This is a genomic window from Arthrobacter sp. Y-9 (genome assembly GCF_029690065.1).
Classification (GTDB): Bacteria; Actinomycetota; Actinomycetes; order Actinomycetales; family Micrococcaceae; genus Arthrobacter_E.
Map to the genome: position 1 here is coordinate 330,525 of NZ_CP121463.1, position 14,376 is coordinate 344,900.

The window sequence follows — 14,376 nt, forward strand, 5'->3', positions numbered from 1 at the left end:
CCGTGAATCAGGGCGCAGCTTCGCAGGGGTGAGTCTGGCGGCCTAGCGGCCCCAGCACTCCCGGATGGTCCGGACCAGGGCGGCGAAGTCGTCGGCCATGGCGGAGCCGTCGTCGTCCGGATCGGACAGCCACTGGAGCTGCAGCCCGTCCATGGCCGCCACGAGGCACCGCGCCAGCGATTCCACGGGGGCGCCGGGCAGGAGCCGTCCGTCCTCGGCCGCCTCCTGGAAGGACCGGAGGATCTTCGCCTCCGCCAGCCGGTGGTGTTCCAGGAGCCAGGAGCTGGCGGGGTGATCGTGGGCGGTCGCCTCCCCGGCCAGGGTGGTGAAGAGCCGGACCATGCCGGGCTGGCGGGTGTTGTGCTGGACCAGGTCCACCAGGCGGTCCACGGCGGCCCAGCCCCGTGGCTCTTCCCGGTCGGGCCCGCCCAGGAGAGCCAGGTCCTGGGCGTCGCGCCACGCCATGACCGCCGCCAGGAGCGCGTCCTTGGTGGGGAAGTGGTGCAGCAGTCCCGTCAGGCTCAGGCCGCAGGCCCGCGCCAGGGAGCTCATCGACGTGCCCCGGTACCCTTCCTCGGAGAAGACCCGCGCCGCGGTGGTCAGGATCTCGTCCCGCCGGGCGGCGCTGTCGGCGCCTTTGGGCCGGCCACTGGCGCGGCGGGCGGACGCGACAGCGTCGGTGTCCGCCGTGCCCGTGGGGCTCATCCCCATGACACTCGCGCGCGCACATCGCCGAGGCCGCGGGCCAGGAGGAACTCACCGCCCGTGAGCTCTTGCCAGGCTCCGACCGCCTCGTCCCAGCGGCGGAACAGCCGCGGATCGGCGCGGACGGTCACGGGGACCGCGCCTCCCGCCGGGACCTCGACGTTCGCGTACCCCGCCAAGCGGACGGGCTGCCCGGCCTCCGCGGGGACGTAGTAGAGCTGCACCACTTCACGGCTGCCCCGTGCCGAGACGTTCCGCAGCGTCAGGGACACCACGGGCACGCCGTCGTCGTCCGGGAGGCCGGCGTCCGCGTATTCCCACGCGCCGTAGCCCAGGCCGGCGCCGAACCAGAACAGGGGCTCGGGCGCGTCGCCGGCGTGATAGCCGCGGTAGCCGATGGCGGTGCCGTCGCTGTAATCGAGGGTCAGTGTCTCGTCCGGCTGAGTGCTCCAGGCCGGGGCCGCGCCGTCCGCGGAAGGGAAACTCGTGACGAGGCGGCCCGTGGGCTCGGCCGTGCCCGTGAGGACATCGGCCACGGCATGGCCGCCCTCCTGGCCCGGCAGGCCCACGATCAGCACCGCGTCCACCGCGTCGAGCCACGGCATGAGGACCGGGGTGGCGGCGTTGACGACCACCACGGTCCGCTCGGCCGCCGCGGCCACCCGGGTCACGAGTTCGTCCTGACGGCCGGGCAGGGCGAGGGTGTGCTTGTCAGCGGCCTCGGTCTCGTCCTCCTCCGTCAGCCCGACCACGACGACGGCGGTCCCCGCCCGGCGCGCGGCGTCCTCGGCGGCGGCGAGGGCGTCGTCGTCGCTGACGGGGATCGGCTCGGCCACGAGGGTGGCCAGCCCCACCCCTGACGCCGCGAACAGGTGGCTCTCCTCGGCGACGCGCACGTGCGGCTGCGCGGCCAGCACGGAACGCCAGTCCACCGGCCGGAACGTCTGGGTGGCGCTGATCCGGCTGCCCTCGGGAAGCTCGAGGACCTCGGAGAAGGCGGGTGGGCGGAGGATTCCTTCGCCCGGGTCGAAGCCCTCGGTGGTGACGTCCCTGTCGAGGTCGGCGAGCACCGCGCCGTCCGGCCCGGTGACGACGAGCCGCCAGTGACCTGCGCCGATGCCGCCCACGCGGACGGTCCCGCCGCTGCCGAGCACGGCGTCGAGACGGACGGCCGCGGGCGACTCCTGGCTGGGGTCGTCGAAGCCGGTGCTGAGGGAGGCCACGGGGGAGTGCGCGCTGGAGATCTCACGGCCGTCGGCGGCGAGCTGGGTGACCCGGAGGCCGGGTTCGCCCGAGACCGGGTCGCTGAGGAACTCTGCGGAGGCGGCGACCGGGCGGCGGCGGATGGCCACCCCGTCCACCACGGTCAGGCGGTCCCCGAGCCGGGCGCTCAGACCCTCGGCGATGGTGACCTGGTACGGCGGTGTGACCTGTGCCGAGCCGCCTCCCATGCACACGGTGGCCACGGCGGAGCGGCCTACGAGCGCGACCGGGCCGTCGCCGGCCAGGGGGAGGGCGCCGTCGGCGTTCTTCAGCAGGGTCATGCCGCGGGTGGCGATGCGGCGCAGCTGCTCGCGTCGCTCGGCGGAGTCCGGGGCGGGCATGCCGGAGGCGAAGGGCGAGGCCCCGTCCGCCCGGTCCGCCCGGTCCGCGGCGAAGGCGCCGGTGCGACGGGCCAGGAGGAGGAGACGGGCGACGTGGTCGTCCACGGTGCTCTCGGCCACGTCACCGCGCCGGACGGCGGCCACGAGCCGCTCGCCCCACGGGCCGGACGGACCCGGCATGACCAGGTCCAGGCCGCCGTTGGCCGACTCCACGGTGCGCTTGGTGGCGAACCAGTCGCTCATGATGAGGCCGTCCCAGCCCCACTCGCCCTTCACGATCCCGTTCTGGACGTGGTCCTGCTCGGTGGCGGTGATGCCGTTGACGTCGTTGTATGCGGCCATCATGGCCCACGGGTGAGCGTCCTGCACGGCCATCTCGAACGGCAGGAGGTACACCTCGCGCAGGGCCGTCTCGGAGACCTGGGAGTTCATGAAATTGCGCAGGATCTCGGATTCGTTGGCCACGAGGTGCTTGAGGCACGCTCCCGTGCCGCCGCCGCGCCGTCCGGCGCCGTCGGCGTCGGGGGCGCCGTCCTGCAGACCGCGGACATAGGCGCTCGCCGCCCGGCCGGTCAGGTACGGGTCCTCCGAATAGGCCTCGAAGAGCCGGCCGCCCAAGGGGGTGCGGTGCAGGTTGATGGTCGGTCCGAGGACGACGTGGATGTTCTGGCGGTGAGCCTCCTCGGAGAGCATCCCGCCCACTTCCTCGGCGATCGCGTCGTCCCAGGAGGACGCGATGAGGGTGGCATTGGGGAAGAGTGCGACGGCGTCGCCGCCCATGAACTTCAGGCCGCGCACGCCGGTGGGTCCGTCGGAGAAGGCGAGGGGCGCGAGGCCGATCGCGTCGTTCCCGGGCAGGGTGAACGCGGTCTCGCCGGTCAGGAGCCGGACCTTCTCCTCGAGGCTGAGCCGGCTGATCGCCTGGGCGATCGCCTCCTGCTGCGGGGCGTCCGTGCCCGTGCTGTCCGTGCTGGGGCTCTCGGTCATGTCGCTCACCTTCGTGACGGGCAGGCCGGCGGGTGCGTCGGCGCGGGCCGCCTCCTTGCAGAAATAGTTGACCTTTACTATTTCATGAGGTGATGCGGGTCACAAGGTTAGTCGTTCTCGATGTTGAACGTCCACAGGGCCAGTGCGTGACCCGCGTGCCGCAGCGTCACCTGGGCGGCGCCGTCGTGGAAGATGCCACGGACGACCAGCTCCGCCTGCGAACCGGCGGCGACCGTCACCGTCGCCGGTCCGACCGGGTCCAGTGCCACGGTGCGGCCCCGCTGATCGCGGCAGTCCAGGTCTCCCGCGCCGATCGCCACGGATCCCGACGTCGCCTTCACCCGCACGGTGATGGTGCCCTCGATCGGGATGTCCGGGGCGGCCGTCGGATGGGAGGTGGGGACGGGAACCGGCGCGGTGTCGGGGCCGAGGGCCGTCAGGATCACCGAGGATCCGTCCGGCAGGGTGGCGGCGACCGGTGCGCCGATGGCGAGCACGGCGCCGTGACTCGCGTTCGCGCTCGCAGTGGGTTCCACGCTCGGAGCCGACGGGACGGGGACTGCACCGAGCGACCGCACCACCGCCTGGGCGGAGTCTTCGGCGGTGGCCGTGGGCGCCTCTGAGGGGGCCGACGACGGCGGTGCGCTGCACGCGGCGAGGGGAACCGCCAGTGCGGCGGCGAGGAGGAGAGCGGGGAGGGAGCGGGAGCGCACGATGGCCTTCCTGAGGGTCTGGTTTGTCGGAGATCTGGCTTGTTGGAGGACTGGTCTGCTGACGGTCTGATCCGACGACCTCGCTGGAGAGGGGCCGAGATCGCTACGCGGTGCAGCGAGGTCAGACCCTCCCCAGCGAGGTCACGACGAAGGGGAGGTGACGGCGGCTGGAACCCGAACCGGCCGCCGTCGTCGTGTGGGCGTGAGGGTCAGTGGCGGGCGTAGACGCTGCCGGCCGGGATGACCGGGACGCCCGTATCCTTCACGCCGGCCACGGCCGGGTAGGTGATCGCGCCGGACGGCGTGGGCTGGAGGGCCCGGCCGGACGGGTTGTTGTAGACATCGCCGCCGAAGGGGCGGAGGCCGTCGGCCCCCGCGTAGCCGAGGTGGCCCCGGCCGTCCGTGCCGCCGTCGTGCACGCCGAAGAGGTCCTCCATGCTGCGGAGCCAGCTGTAGTGGTTGTACGGCTGGTTGCTGACCGAACCCGGCTTGATGAAGCGGGAGATCATCACGGCGCCCGTGATGCCGCCGCCCGGGGTGGTGTCCTGGTTGAACGCCTGGAAACCGGGCTGGCTGGTGTTCGGGCCGGGGAGCTCGTTGCAGCACGCGACCACGGACTGGCCCGTGTTGGCCTCGGCCTGTGCTGAGGCGCCGGTGCCGGAGTCGGTGCCGAGACGGGAATCGGCGGAGAAGTTCAGGTCCGCGATCGAGTTGCCGTACATCTTGTACGGCGGCATGGCCTCATCGAAGATGATCTGGATCAGGCCGTCCTGCTGGAACGCGGGGGAGTTCATGATCATCGGAACGTACTTCTTGAGGAAGTTGTCCGACGCGTAGAGGCCGCCCTGGCGGCTGTTCGGGTCACCGCTCATGTTCTGGCCGGGACCCTTGCAGGTGGCGTCATGCGCGTCGGAGCAGTTGCCCGGAGTGATCCAGTTGAACTTCGGCGTGGTGCGGACGGACTTGAGGTCCTCCTCCAGGCCCGTGAGGGCCGGGTGGCCCGGGGTGGCGCGGTAGCCGGAGAGAGGGACCACGTTCTTGCAGTCCTGCGGGTTGTCGATCACGGAGTGGAACCAGGCCGTGGGATTGTGCTTGGCCACGTACTGGTCCGTCGCGGTCGCGCCGGAGGGGTCCTTCACGCCGGCGCCGGACGGGTCGCCCGGGATGCCGCAGCGGTAGACGTCCTCGCGGCCGGCGTCGTTGCCCATGTCCTGCATGTACGCCTTCCAGCTGACGTGCTTGTCGTCGAGCTGGTTGAAGAGCGTCTTGGTGGAGGCCGGGTAGACGCAGCCCGTGGACGCCAGGACCTGGCCATCGGCCGCGGGGGTGCCCGGCGAGACGTCCGTGTACTGGGGACAGTCGTTCTGGTTGTCCGGGGCGGGGGACTGCCCGCCGACCAGGCTGATGTAGTTGTCCAGGCTGTAGTGGCCCGTGCCGTAGTACTGGGTGAGCAGCGCGCCGTAGGACGGGAGGGTCTTCCAGAGGTAGTCGTTCTGGTTCAGGCCCGTGAACGTGGCTTCGTACGACTTGTTCTCAAGGATGATGGTCCAGACGTGGCCGATCTTCGACGCGGCGTTCTGACCCTGGCTGTTCTGGCCCTGGTCGTTCTGGTGCTGGGAGTCGTGCGCGGGGAGGGTGGTTCCGGCGGTGGCGGCGGTGCCGCCCGCCAGCAGGGAGGCGCTCAGGGCGCCCACGGCCAGAACTCCGGCCATGGTCTTCCCGAGGCGGCTGGTGATCCGCAATTTCATGCTTGCTCCAAAGTTCGCGATGACAGCGTGAATGCCCCGAACCCCCGTGCGAATGACGGGCTGACTCTAGGATTCCTGCGCGTCATGCGCCGGTGACTTCGGTGAAGGGCAGGTGGCGAACCGCCTAACGTTCGACGACGACGGCGCTCGCCGCCCGCCGTCGTCGCCCGCTGTTCCGGTGTGCTGCTTTCCTTTCGGTGCGGCAATATCCGCACCGAAAGGAAAGCAGGGCACCGGAAGGAAACGCCGGTGCGCCGGACATGAGGATGCTCATGCGTCCATGATGCCGGGTCCCATGCCGGGCACCTCCTGCGGCATCCCGGGCCCGGGGACAACCTCGCCCGTGGCGGCGCCGTCCGGGCCGAGCATGAAGCCCACGCGCTTGGCGCTGCGCAGCATGACGGTGCTCTGCACGAGTTCGATCTGGGGGAGCCGTTCCTGCAGGGTCAGTTCGGCGGTGAGGACGTCGGCCACCGTGCGGAGCCACATCATGATGATGAAGTTGGTCCGGCCCGTGGTGGACGCGGCGAGGCGGACGTTCCGCAGCCCGCTCAGCGCCGCGGCCACCTGGGCGTGCTGCCCGGCGGGCGCCTTGGCGAGCCAGCGGCACGCGACCGGGTAACCGGCGGGGCCCTGGGCGACCTCGCAGCGGAAGGTCAGGAGGTCGCTGCCCAGGATCTTCGCGAGCTGTCGGTGCACGGTGGCCGGACTCCGGTCGAGGGCGCGGGCCATGTCCGCGACGCCGGCCCGCCCGTTGAGCGCCAGGAAGGGCAGGAGGTCCAGGGCGGCGTCCGGGACGGGTCCGTGGTGCGGTTCGACCGCCCCGAGGCGCGTGAAGGCGGCGATCTCCTCGCGGTCGAGCGCGGCGAGCCGCCACGAATGTCCGCCGGAGTGCAGCCGGGTGCACAGCTCGCTGTGCACGTGGAGGACCCCCGGCGCCGACGCGACCTGCGGCAGGATGCGTTCCGTGCATTCGGCGAGCGACGGCGCCAGCACGGTGAGCGCGAGATCCGGGTTCCCCGTGGCCACGTCGATCGTGGCCACTTCGGGGATGGCGGCCAGGGCCGTCTGCGCCTGTTCGCGGAGCCCCGGCTCACACTCGATGTCCGCGAAGGCGAGGATCATGACGGACGGGTCGCCCGCGAGATGGGCCGTGATCCAGGCCCGCCCCGAGGCCCGCAGTCGTTCCCAGCGACGCGCCAGGGTTGCGGGATGGGAACCGAGGATGCCGGCGGCGTCGAGCCAGGAGACGCGCGGGGCGATCTGCAGGGCGTGCAGCAGCCGCAGGTCCTCCTCGGACAGCTCGACGGCGGGGACCCCCAAGGGGTGGAAACCCGAGAGTGGATGAAAACGCTGACGCGGCACGCTCATCTGAAAAATTGTTGCACCTGAGCTTCTGGACTGGAAGAGAAGCGCACACTCTTCATACGCCAGACTATGGCGTGGATCACACATGAGGAGACGGTGCATGGCCATCACGGACGACGCACGGGCGTTGCAGGACCAGCTCATCCAGTGGAGGCACGCCTTCCACCAGGCCCCCGAGATCGGGCTGGATCTGCCCCGGACGCAGGAGAAGGTCCTGACCGCACTGGACGGCCTGGGGCTCGAGATCTCCACCGGCACGGACACCACCTCGGTCACCGCGGTCCTCCGCGGCACGGCCGGCCTCCCCGCCGGGAGTCCCTCCGACGGGGCCGCCGGGACAGTGGCACGTCCCGCGGTCCTGCTCCGCGCCGACATGGACGCCCTCCCGGTCCAGGAACGCACGGGCGTCGAGTACACCTCCAGGATCGACGGCGCCATGCACGCCTGTGGCCACGACCTCCACACCGCCATGCTGCTCGGCGCCGCGACCCTCCTGGCCGACAGTCGGCACCGGATCGCCGGCGACGTCGTCTTCATGTTCCAGCCGGGGGAGGAGGGCTACGACGGCGCGTCGGTCATGGTGCGCGAAGGGGTCCTGGACGCCGCCGGCCGCCGCGTGGACGCCGCCTTCGGCATGCACGTCTTCTCCTCGCTTGAGCCGCACGGCCGTTTCGTCACCCGGCCCGGCGTCATGATGAGCGCGTCCGACGGCCTGTTCGTCCGGGTCCTCGGCGCAGGTGGCCACGGCTCGGCTCCGCACGCCGCGAAGGACCCGGTGACGGTGTCAGCCGAGATGATCCTGGCCCTGCAGACCATGGTCACGCGCCAGTTCGACATGTTCGACCCGACCGTCCTCACGGTCGGCCGCCTGGCCGCTGGAACCAAGCGCAACGTCATCCCGGACACCGCCGAGTTCGACGCCACCATCCGCACCTTCTCCGAGGCGAACCGGGAGCGCATGCAGACCGCGATCCCGCGTCTCCTCCAGGGCATCGCCCACGCCCATGGTCTGGACGTGGAGGTCACCTACCTCCCCGAGTACCCGCTCACCGTCACGGACACCGCCGAGACCGAGTTCGCGGAATCCACCATCGCGGAGCTCTTCGACGGACGGCACTCCCGGCTGGCCCAGCCCCTCAGCGGCTCCGAGGACTTCTCGCGCGTGCTCGCGGAGGTGCCCGGCAGCTTCGTCGGGCTCAGCGCGGTGCCGGAGGGCGTCGATCCCCGGACGAGCGCTTTCAACCACTCGCCCTACGCGACCTTCGACGACGCGGTGCTCGCCGACGGCGCGGCGGTCTATGCCCAGCTCGCGCTGTCCCGCACCGCGCTCCTCGGAGCAGGCCAGACCGCCGCGTCGCAACCGGCCGCCGCTCAGCCAGGTTCAGCCCAGCCGGCCGTCCGCTGACCCGCCCCAGGAACCTCAGGAGACCGTCATGACCGCCAGCACCCCCTCAGCCCCCGCCGTCGACGCCGCCAAACCCTCCGCGCGTCGCACCCTCATCAGCACCGGCATCGGAAACGCCGCCGAATGGTACGACTGGGCGATCTACGCGACCTTCGCCCCGTACTTCTCGAAGCAGCTCTTCAACCCCGCGGATCCCACCTCGGCCATCCTCTCGACGCTCGCGATCTTCGCCGTGGGCTTCGTGGCGCGGCCCTTCGGAGGGTTCGTCTTCGGATGGGTCGGTGACCGCTTCGGCCGCAAGAACGCCATGACCATGACGGTCGCGATGGCGGCGGTCGGCAGCCTGCTGATCGGCATCGCCCCGACCTTCGCCGCGGTCGGCGCGTTCGCGTCCCTGCTGCTCCTGGTGGCCCGCCTGATCCAGGGCCTGGCGCACGGCGGCGAGCTGCCGTCGTCGCAGACGTATCTCGCCGAGATGGCCCCGCGGGAGAAGCGCGGCTTCTGGGCCACGCTCATCTACTTCTCCGGCACCCTGGGGAACATGCTCGGCGCGCTGCTCGGCGCGATCCTGGCGGCGCTGCTGCCGAAGGCCGAGATGGCGGCGTGGGGCTGGCGGCTGCCGTTCATCCTCGGCGCCCTCATGGGCCTGTACGGACTGGTGATGCGGGCGCGGATGCCTGAGACAGAGGCGTTCGAGGAGCTGAAGACCGGGAGCGCGACGCGGGAGCAGGGGTTCGGAGCTCTGATGCGGGACATCGTGGCACACCGGAAGCAGGCGGCCCAGGTGATCGGCATGACGCTCGGACTGACGGTCATTTACTACGTGTGGGCGATCGTCGCGCCGACCTATGCGGCCACGAGCCTCAAACTGGATCCGGGGCAGGCGCTCTGGGCCGGGTTCGCCGCCAATGTCGTCTTCCTGATCGCCCTGCCGTTCTGGGGCCGTCTGAGCGACAGGATCGGCCGCAAACCGGTCCTCATCATCGGCGGTGTGGGGTGCGCGGCGCTGCATTTCCCCATGACCTGGCTGCTCCGGGACTCGGTGTGGCAGCTGTTCGTCTCGATGGCCGTGATGCTCGTCTTCATCGCCGCCGGGGCGGCGATCGCCCCCGCGGTGTACGCGGAGCTGTTCCCGGCGAAGGTCCGCACGGCCGGCGTCGGGATCCCGTACGCCCTCGCGGTGGCGGCGTTCGGCGGCACCGCGCCGTACCTCCAGACCCTGTTCACCGATGTGGTGAAGCAGCCGTGGATGTTCAACCTCTACGCCGTGGTCCTGAGCATCATCTCGATCCTGGTGGTGCTGCGGCTTCCTGAGACCAGAGGCAAGGACCTGAGCAGCTGACGCCGGGCGGCTGGCAGTCCTGAGTGGCCGACGCTCTGCCGAGAGCGCGACCGGGGCCGATAGCGGGGCGGGTGCGTGCGCACCCGCCCCGCCGCGACTCAGGGGTTGGGTTCTTCCTCGGCTTCGAGGGCTTCGTCCGTGTCGGAGAACGAATCGTCCGTCTCGGTCGCGTCCTCGGCCAGTTCGGCTTCGCGCCGGGAGACCTCCGCCACTTCGTCTGCGTGTTCTTCTTCGCGCTTCTTGCTTCCGAACATGAGGATCCTTTCTCTCCGGCCCATCGGGGGTGATGCGCTGGGACCACCGTACCCCGGAGGCTGTCACACGGGGTTGAGGGGGTGAGGTCAGTGCCGCCGACGGCGGGCATGGAAGGCGATCACGACACCGGCGACGAGGAGGAACCCGCCGGTCGCAGGCACGAAAGCGGACAGGTTCAGGCCCGTTGACGCGAGCTCGCCGGTGCTGGTGTGACCGGCGACGGGAACCGTGGTGTGGGTGCTCGTGGCCTGTGGAGCGGCGGGAGTGGACGCAGGGGTCACCGGCGTGCCCGGCGTGGCGGGCGGCGTCGTCGGCGGGGTGGCCGGCGCGGTCGTCGCGGTGGCCGGGGTCACCGGTGTGGCCGGCTGAAGCGGGACTGAAGGAGTGCTGGGCGTGGCGGGCGGCGTTGTCGGCGGGACCGGTGTCTCCGGAGTGCAGTCGAAGACGGGAGCCCCGGTCCAGGGGTAGTTGTGGCTTTCGTTCCCCGTGCCGTGAGTGGTGATGTCGTGGCCGACATAGAGACGCCCGTTGGTGCTTGCTGTCAGATCCGCGGACGCCGCGGGCGCCAGGATGGAGCCCAGGAAGTTGCCGCCACCACCGAGGGTGAGCGAGGGGGCCTGGGTGAAGTTGTAGAGGATCCTTGAGGAGGCCTCCCCGAAGTACTTCGAGGAGTACAGGTCCGCCTGTTCACCCTTGTATCCGACGGCGAGGGGATCGATGGAGACGGCATCCGTGCCGGTGACGTTGACCGCGATCGACGCGTCGGCGGGGATCGATTTGTCGAAGACGAAGACGGAGGCGTCCTTGAGATCGGCGGTGGTGAGGGTGAAGACCTGGACGTTGCCGTGGCTCGGGGCGGTGCTGGTGAACGTGATCGTGCCGTTGTTGTTCACGGCCTTCCCCGTAGGAGTGAGGGCCGCGAGATCGGCGGATTCCTTGATCATGGTCTGATCGAAGGTGGCGAACGGTGAGAGCGCCTGGCCGGCACCCATCTCGGTCGCCACCTCGCCGCCATTGGTGGTGAGCGTTCCCTGTTCGTCGAGGACCCCGCCCACGTGAACCGCTCCGCCGTACTTCGGGCCGTCGGTCAGGCCATGCCCCACGTCCACGGTGGTTCCTGAGTCGATCAGCATGCCACCGCCGACGGCGAGCATGGTCTCGCCCGGGGTGGGGACGATCCCGGAGCCCGCGCCCACCCTGCCGACATTGAAGATCCCGCCGGGAATCTTGTGGAAGCGGGCGTCGCCTTTGATGACCAGCAGGCCTTCCGCTTCTGCGGCGGAGCCGGTCACGGTGTAGTCGCCGCCGGCGAACAGGGCGACGTTGTTGTCGGTGAAGCCCGGTTCGTTGACGATGCCCGGCATGCCGTCACGGGGAGCGCACGAGGCCGACTGGGCGGCGGCCAGCGCATTCGGCACGGCTGCGAGGGCGAGGGTGGTGGACGAAAGCAGCGCGGCGGCGCACACGGCGCTCAGGTGTTTCCGGTTCATGGATTCCTTCTGTTTCAGGCAGCCCTTGTCACGGCCTGAGCAACGACGTGTGACTGGAGCAATGCACGACCAAGTGATGGGCCTGACGCTCGGGAACTTCGGGGAATGGCTGGAGAAACCTTGCCCCGGATCGAGCGCCTCGCTGAATCTAGAGGGCACTCTGGAATTCATTCCAGTCACAGACGTGCTGCGAATCAGGCGGCCCCCGGCGACGGCTCCGATCACCGGGCGTGCTCCGGCGGGTTCTCAGGGCACGTCGCGGCCTAGGCTTAGGTCCATGCAGGAGATCGTCGCCACCCTCACTCAGCAGCTCGGACCGGACAAGGTCGCCACGGATCCCGTCCTGGTGCGGGAATACAGTCAGGACCGGGCCCCGGATCGTCCGGAGGCACCCGCCCTCGCAGTGGTCTTCGCCGGCTCCGCCGACGATGTCCAGACCACGGTCCGTGCCTGCGCCGCGGCCGGGGTGCGGGTGGTGCCGCGTGGTGCCGGGTCTGGTCTGTCCGGCGGGGCGCATGCGGTCAAGGACAGCGTGATCGTCAGCCTGGAACGGATGAACCGCATCCTGGACGTCCGCGCCGAGGACGAGGTCGCCGTCGTCGAGCCGGGGGTGGTGAACGCCGACCTCAATGCCGCCGCCGCGGAGCACGGCCTCATGTACGCGCCGGATCCGGCCAGCTTCACGTTCGCCACGATCGGCGGGAACATCGGCACGAACGCCGGCGGGCTGCGCTGCGCCAAGTACGGGGTGACGCGCGACTCGGTGCTGGCGCTCGACGTCGTGCTGGCCGACGGCGAGCTGGTCCGCCTGGGGCACGCCACCTTCAAGGGGGTGGCCGGCTATGACCTGGTCGCCCTCCTGGTCGGTTCCGAGGGGACGCTCGGCATCGTGGTGGGCGCGACCGTCCGGCTGCGGCATCTGCCGGTCAAGGTCGTGACGATCGCCGCCTTCTTCCCGGATCTCCCGTCCGCTGCGGCGGGTGTCCTGGCGGTCGGCCGGGCCCGCGTCCAGCCCGCCATCATGGAATTGATGGACCGTGCCTCGATCGAGGACGCCGACGCCCTCAACGGCACGACCTTCGCCAGCCGCGGCAGCGCGCTGCTCCTCGTGCAGACCGACGGTTTCGGTGCGGACGCGGAGGCCGCCGTCGTGCGCGAGGTCCTGCGGGAGGCGGGCGGCGCCCTGGCCGACGACGGCGACTCGGACGCCGAGCGCTTCGTGCTGATCCGGCGCAACAACCGCGGGTCCGGGGCCGAGGACCGTTTGCGCGTCGGTGAGGACGTCGCGGTGCCGCGGTCGCTCCTGGTGGACTACGCGGCCGAGCTGGAGCGGATCGCCGCCGAGTACCGGGTGGGGATGAAACTCGTGGCCCATGCCGGCGACGGCAATCTGCACCCGACGTTCTGGGCCGAACCGCAGCCCGGCGAGGAGGACGCCGCCGTGGCCGATCTGGACCGGGCCCTGGATGATTCCGTGCGTGTGGCCCTCGCGATGGGCGGCACCATCACGGGCGAGCACGGGATCGGCAGTTTCAAGCTCCGCTGGCTCGGCTGGGAGCAGTCCGAGCGGGTCCGCGAACTCCAGCGCGGCATCAAGGACGTCTTCGACCCTCACGGCGTCCTCAACCCCGGCAAGGCCATCTGAGCCACTCCTCCTCCCGATCGACTGCTCCACACGAGGTCATTCCGCGCCGGAATCCCGCGATTCCGGCATCCTGTGGAGCAGTCGATGGGTGATTCCTTGCCACCCCGGCGACGGGGTGCGAGGCTGGACCCATGAGTCAGGACGACACCTTCAACGCCGACGTGACCACCCGCAACAACCCCGAGCTGCATCGCTACGAGGTGTTCGTCGGGGACAAGCTCGCGGGTTTCGCGCAGTACCGGCTCACCCCGGGCCGGGTGGACTTCGTGCACACCGAGGTCGCCCAGGAGTTCAGCGGGCAGGGCCTCGCCGGGGTGCTGGCGCACTTCGCGATCGACGACGTCGTCGCGGCCGGCCAGCGCGTCGTGCCGCACTGCCCGTTCATCGCCGCTTATCTGCGGAAGCACCACGCCAACGACCAGTTCATCGACTGGCCGTAAGGCTGACGCCGCCGTTCACCTGAAGCCCCCAGGGCTGAGGTGGCCGTCCACGAGCCGCCCGGCGCCCCCGGAGGCCGCGGCCGCCGTCGTCGGGAGCGGCTCTTCCGTCCTGCCCGGAAACCAGCTCCCGCACCCCTCCCCGAGAGGATGATTTTCGGTTCCGGAGGCCCGTGATCCCTTGATTTTCCGCGGGAGCGGGCGGAGACTGCTGGAACGGCCCCTTCCCACCCTCGTGGCCGGACGCGGCCGGTTCCTGGCATCGAACTCCCAAGGAGGCGTCACCATGGCAGAACATGAATCCACCCCCGCAGGACTGGACGGCGAGATCGTTCAGAAGATGACGGCGTCCCTGGACGGGTCCGCGGCGGTTCCGCAGATTTCGCTCGGGGCCTCGGCGGTCGGTGGTGACAGCGCCCGCCCCGTCTGGCCGGACGGCAACGGCAAGCACCGGCACCCCAAGGACCACTTCAGCAACCCTGGTCGCTCCGGCAACGCCGCCGGAGTGAACGCGGTCCACCGCACGAGCCGTCCGCAGATGCCGCACTCGCACTGACCGGCGGAATACACGAAAAACACCCTCGGTTCCGTTGCTCACCCACACACATTTCAGTGGGTGGACAACGGAACCGGGGGTGTTTTCGCGTCCCGGGATTCTGGAGGACCAGCAATCCGGA

12 protein-coding genes are annotated in these 14,376 nt (G+C 70.5%); 5 read left to right on the forward strand and 7 right to left on the reverse strand.

Annotated elements, in window-relative coordinates; all coding sequences use genetic code 11:
• Positions 1-42: 42 nt before the first annotated feature.
• The 5 genes from P9849_RS01440 to P9849_RS01460 form a co-directional block, all read right to left on the reverse strand.
• A complete protein-coding gene (locus P9849_RS01440; RefSeq protein ID WP_278267970.1) occupies positions 43-705 on the reverse strand; it encodes a TetR/AcrR family transcriptional regulator in 663 nt (220 codons plus the stop codon).
• A complete protein-coding gene (locus P9849_RS01445; RefSeq protein WP_278267971.1) occupies positions 702-3,296 on the reverse strand; it encodes a glycoside hydrolase family 3 C-terminal domain-containing protein in 2,595 nt (864 codons plus the stop codon). The genes P9849_RS01440 and P9849_RS01445 overlap by 4 nt, the downstream gene beginning before the upstream one ends.
• A gap of 107 nt (positions 3,297-3,403) precedes the next feature.
• The gene (locus P9849_RS01450; protein WP_278267972.1) at positions 3,404-4,009 is read right to left on the reverse strand and encodes a hypothetical protein; all 606 of its coding nucleotides are present in this window, start codon (positions 4,007-4,009) and stop codon (positions 3,404-3,406) included.
• A gap of 209 nt (positions 4,010-4,218) precedes the next feature.
• Positions 4,219-5,757 (reverse strand): alkaline phosphatase family protein, encoded by a 1,539-nt coding sequence (locus P9849_RS01455; protein WP_278267973.1) that lies wholly within the window; start codon positions 5,755-5,757, stop codon positions 4,219-4,221.
• A 270-nt stretch (positions 5,758-6,027) separates the two neighbouring features.
• Positions 6,028-7,128: an Lrp/AsnC family transcriptional regulator gene (locus tag P9849_RS01460; protein ID WP_278267974.1), complete on the reverse strand. Its 1,101-nt coding sequence runs from the start codon at positions 7,126-7,128 to the stop codon at positions 6,028-6,030.
• Between the two features lie 97 nt (positions 7,129-7,225).
• Between P9849_RS01460 and P9849_RS01465 the strand changes: the two genes are divergently transcribed.
• Positions 7,226-8,530 (forward strand): M20 family metallopeptidase, encoded by a 1,305-nt coding sequence (locus tag P9849_RS01465; RefSeq protein WP_278267975.1) that lies wholly within the window; start codon positions 7,226-7,228, stop codon positions 8,528-8,530.
• A 28-nt stretch (positions 8,531-8,558) separates the two neighbouring features.
• Positions 8,559-9,872 carry an MFS transporter gene (locus tag P9849_RS01470; RefSeq protein WP_278267976.1) on the forward strand — a complete coding sequence of 438 codons (1,314 nt, stop codon included), beginning with the start codon at positions 8,559-8,561 and terminating at the stop codon, positions 9,870-9,872.
• Between the two features lie 98 nt (positions 9,873-9,970).
• Here P9849_RS01470 and P9849_RS01475 read toward each other — a convergent pair whose 3' ends face one another.
• The gene (locus P9849_RS01475; RefSeq protein ID WP_278267977.1) at positions 9,971-10,126 is read right to left on the reverse strand and encodes a hypothetical protein; all 156 of its coding nucleotides are present in this window, start codon (positions 10,124-10,126) and stop codon (positions 9,971-9,973) included.
• Positions 10,127-10,213: 87 nt separating this feature from the next.
• Positions 10,214-11,617 carry a choice-of-anchor A family protein gene (locus P9849_RS01480; RefSeq protein ID WP_278267978.1) on the reverse strand — a complete coding sequence of 468 codons (1,404 nt, stop codon included), beginning with the start codon at positions 11,615-11,617 and terminating at the stop codon, positions 10,214-10,216.
• 277 nt (positions 11,618-11,894) lie between these two features.
• On the opposite strand from P9849_RS01480, the gene P9849_RS01485 reads away from it, so the two are divergent.
• From P9849_RS01485 to P9849_RS01495, 3 genes are all read left to right on the forward strand, one after another.
• The gene (locus tag P9849_RS01485; RefSeq protein ID WP_278267979.1) at positions 11,895-13,262 is read left to right on the forward strand and encodes an FAD-binding oxidoreductase; all 1,368 of its coding nucleotides are present in this window, start codon (positions 11,895-11,897) and stop codon (positions 13,260-13,262) included.
• 131 nt (positions 13,263-13,393) lie between these two features.
• Positions 13,394-13,702 carry a GNAT family N-acetyltransferase gene (locus tag P9849_RS01490; protein WP_107004038.1) on the forward strand — a complete coding sequence of 103 codons (309 nt, stop codon included), beginning with the start codon at positions 13,394-13,396 and terminating at the stop codon, positions 13,700-13,702.
• 283 nt (positions 13,703-13,985) lie between these two features.
• The gene (locus P9849_RS01495) at positions 13,986-14,255 is read left to right on the forward strand and encodes a hypothetical protein (protein WP_278267980.1); all 270 of its coding nucleotides are present in this window, start codon (positions 13,986-13,988) and stop codon (positions 14,253-14,255) included.
• Positions 14,256-14,376 lie beyond the last annotated feature (121 nt).

What these genes read in the sequence shown, in the direction of transcription:
- P9849_RS01455 (WP_278267973.1), bottom strand. Translation starts at nt 5,757, where the DNA reads ATGAAATTGCGGATCACCAGCCGCCTCGGGAAGACCATGGCCGGAGTT.
- P9849_RS01465 (WP_278267975.1), top strand. Translation starts at nt 7,226, where the DNA reads ATGGCCATCACGGACGACGCACGGGCGTTGCAGGACCAGCTCATCCAG.
- P9849_RS01490 (WP_107004038.1), top strand. Translation starts at nt 13,394, where the DNA reads ATGAGTCAGGACGACACCTTCAACGCCGACGTGACCACCCGCAACAAC.
- P9849_RS01445 (WP_278267971.1), bottom strand. Translation starts at nt 3,296, where the DNA reads ATGACCGAGAGCCCCAGCACGGACAGCACGGGCACGGACGCCCCGCAG.
- P9849_RS01460 (WP_278267974.1), bottom strand. Translation starts at nt 7,128, where the DNA reads ATGAGCGTGCCGCGTCAGCGTTTTCATCCACTCTCGGGTTTCCACCCC.
- P9849_RS01495 (WP_278267980.1), top strand. Translation starts at nt 13,986, where the DNA reads ATGGCAGAACATGAATCCACCCCCGCAGGACTGGACGGCGAGATCGTT.
- P9849_RS01470 (WP_278267976.1), top strand. Translation starts at nt 8,559, where the DNA reads ATGACCGCCAGCACCCCCTCAGCCCCCGCCGTCGACGCCGCCAAACCC.
- P9849_RS01440 (WP_278267970.1), bottom strand. Translation starts at nt 705, where the DNA reads ATGAGCCCCACGGGCACGGCGGACACCGACGCTGTCGCGTCCGCCCGC.
- P9849_RS01485 (WP_278267979.1), top strand. Translation starts at nt 11,895, where the DNA reads ATGCAGGAGATCGTCGCCACCCTCACTCAGCAGCTCGGACCGGACAAG.
- P9849_RS01475 (WP_278267977.1), bottom strand. Translation starts at nt 10,126, where the DNA reads ATGTTCGGAAGCAAGAAGCGCGAAGAAGAACACGCAGACGAAGTGGCG.
- P9849_RS01480 (WP_278267978.1), bottom strand. Translation starts at nt 11,617, where the DNA reads ATGAACCGGAAACACCTGAGCGCCGTGTGCGCCGCCGCGCTGCTTTCG.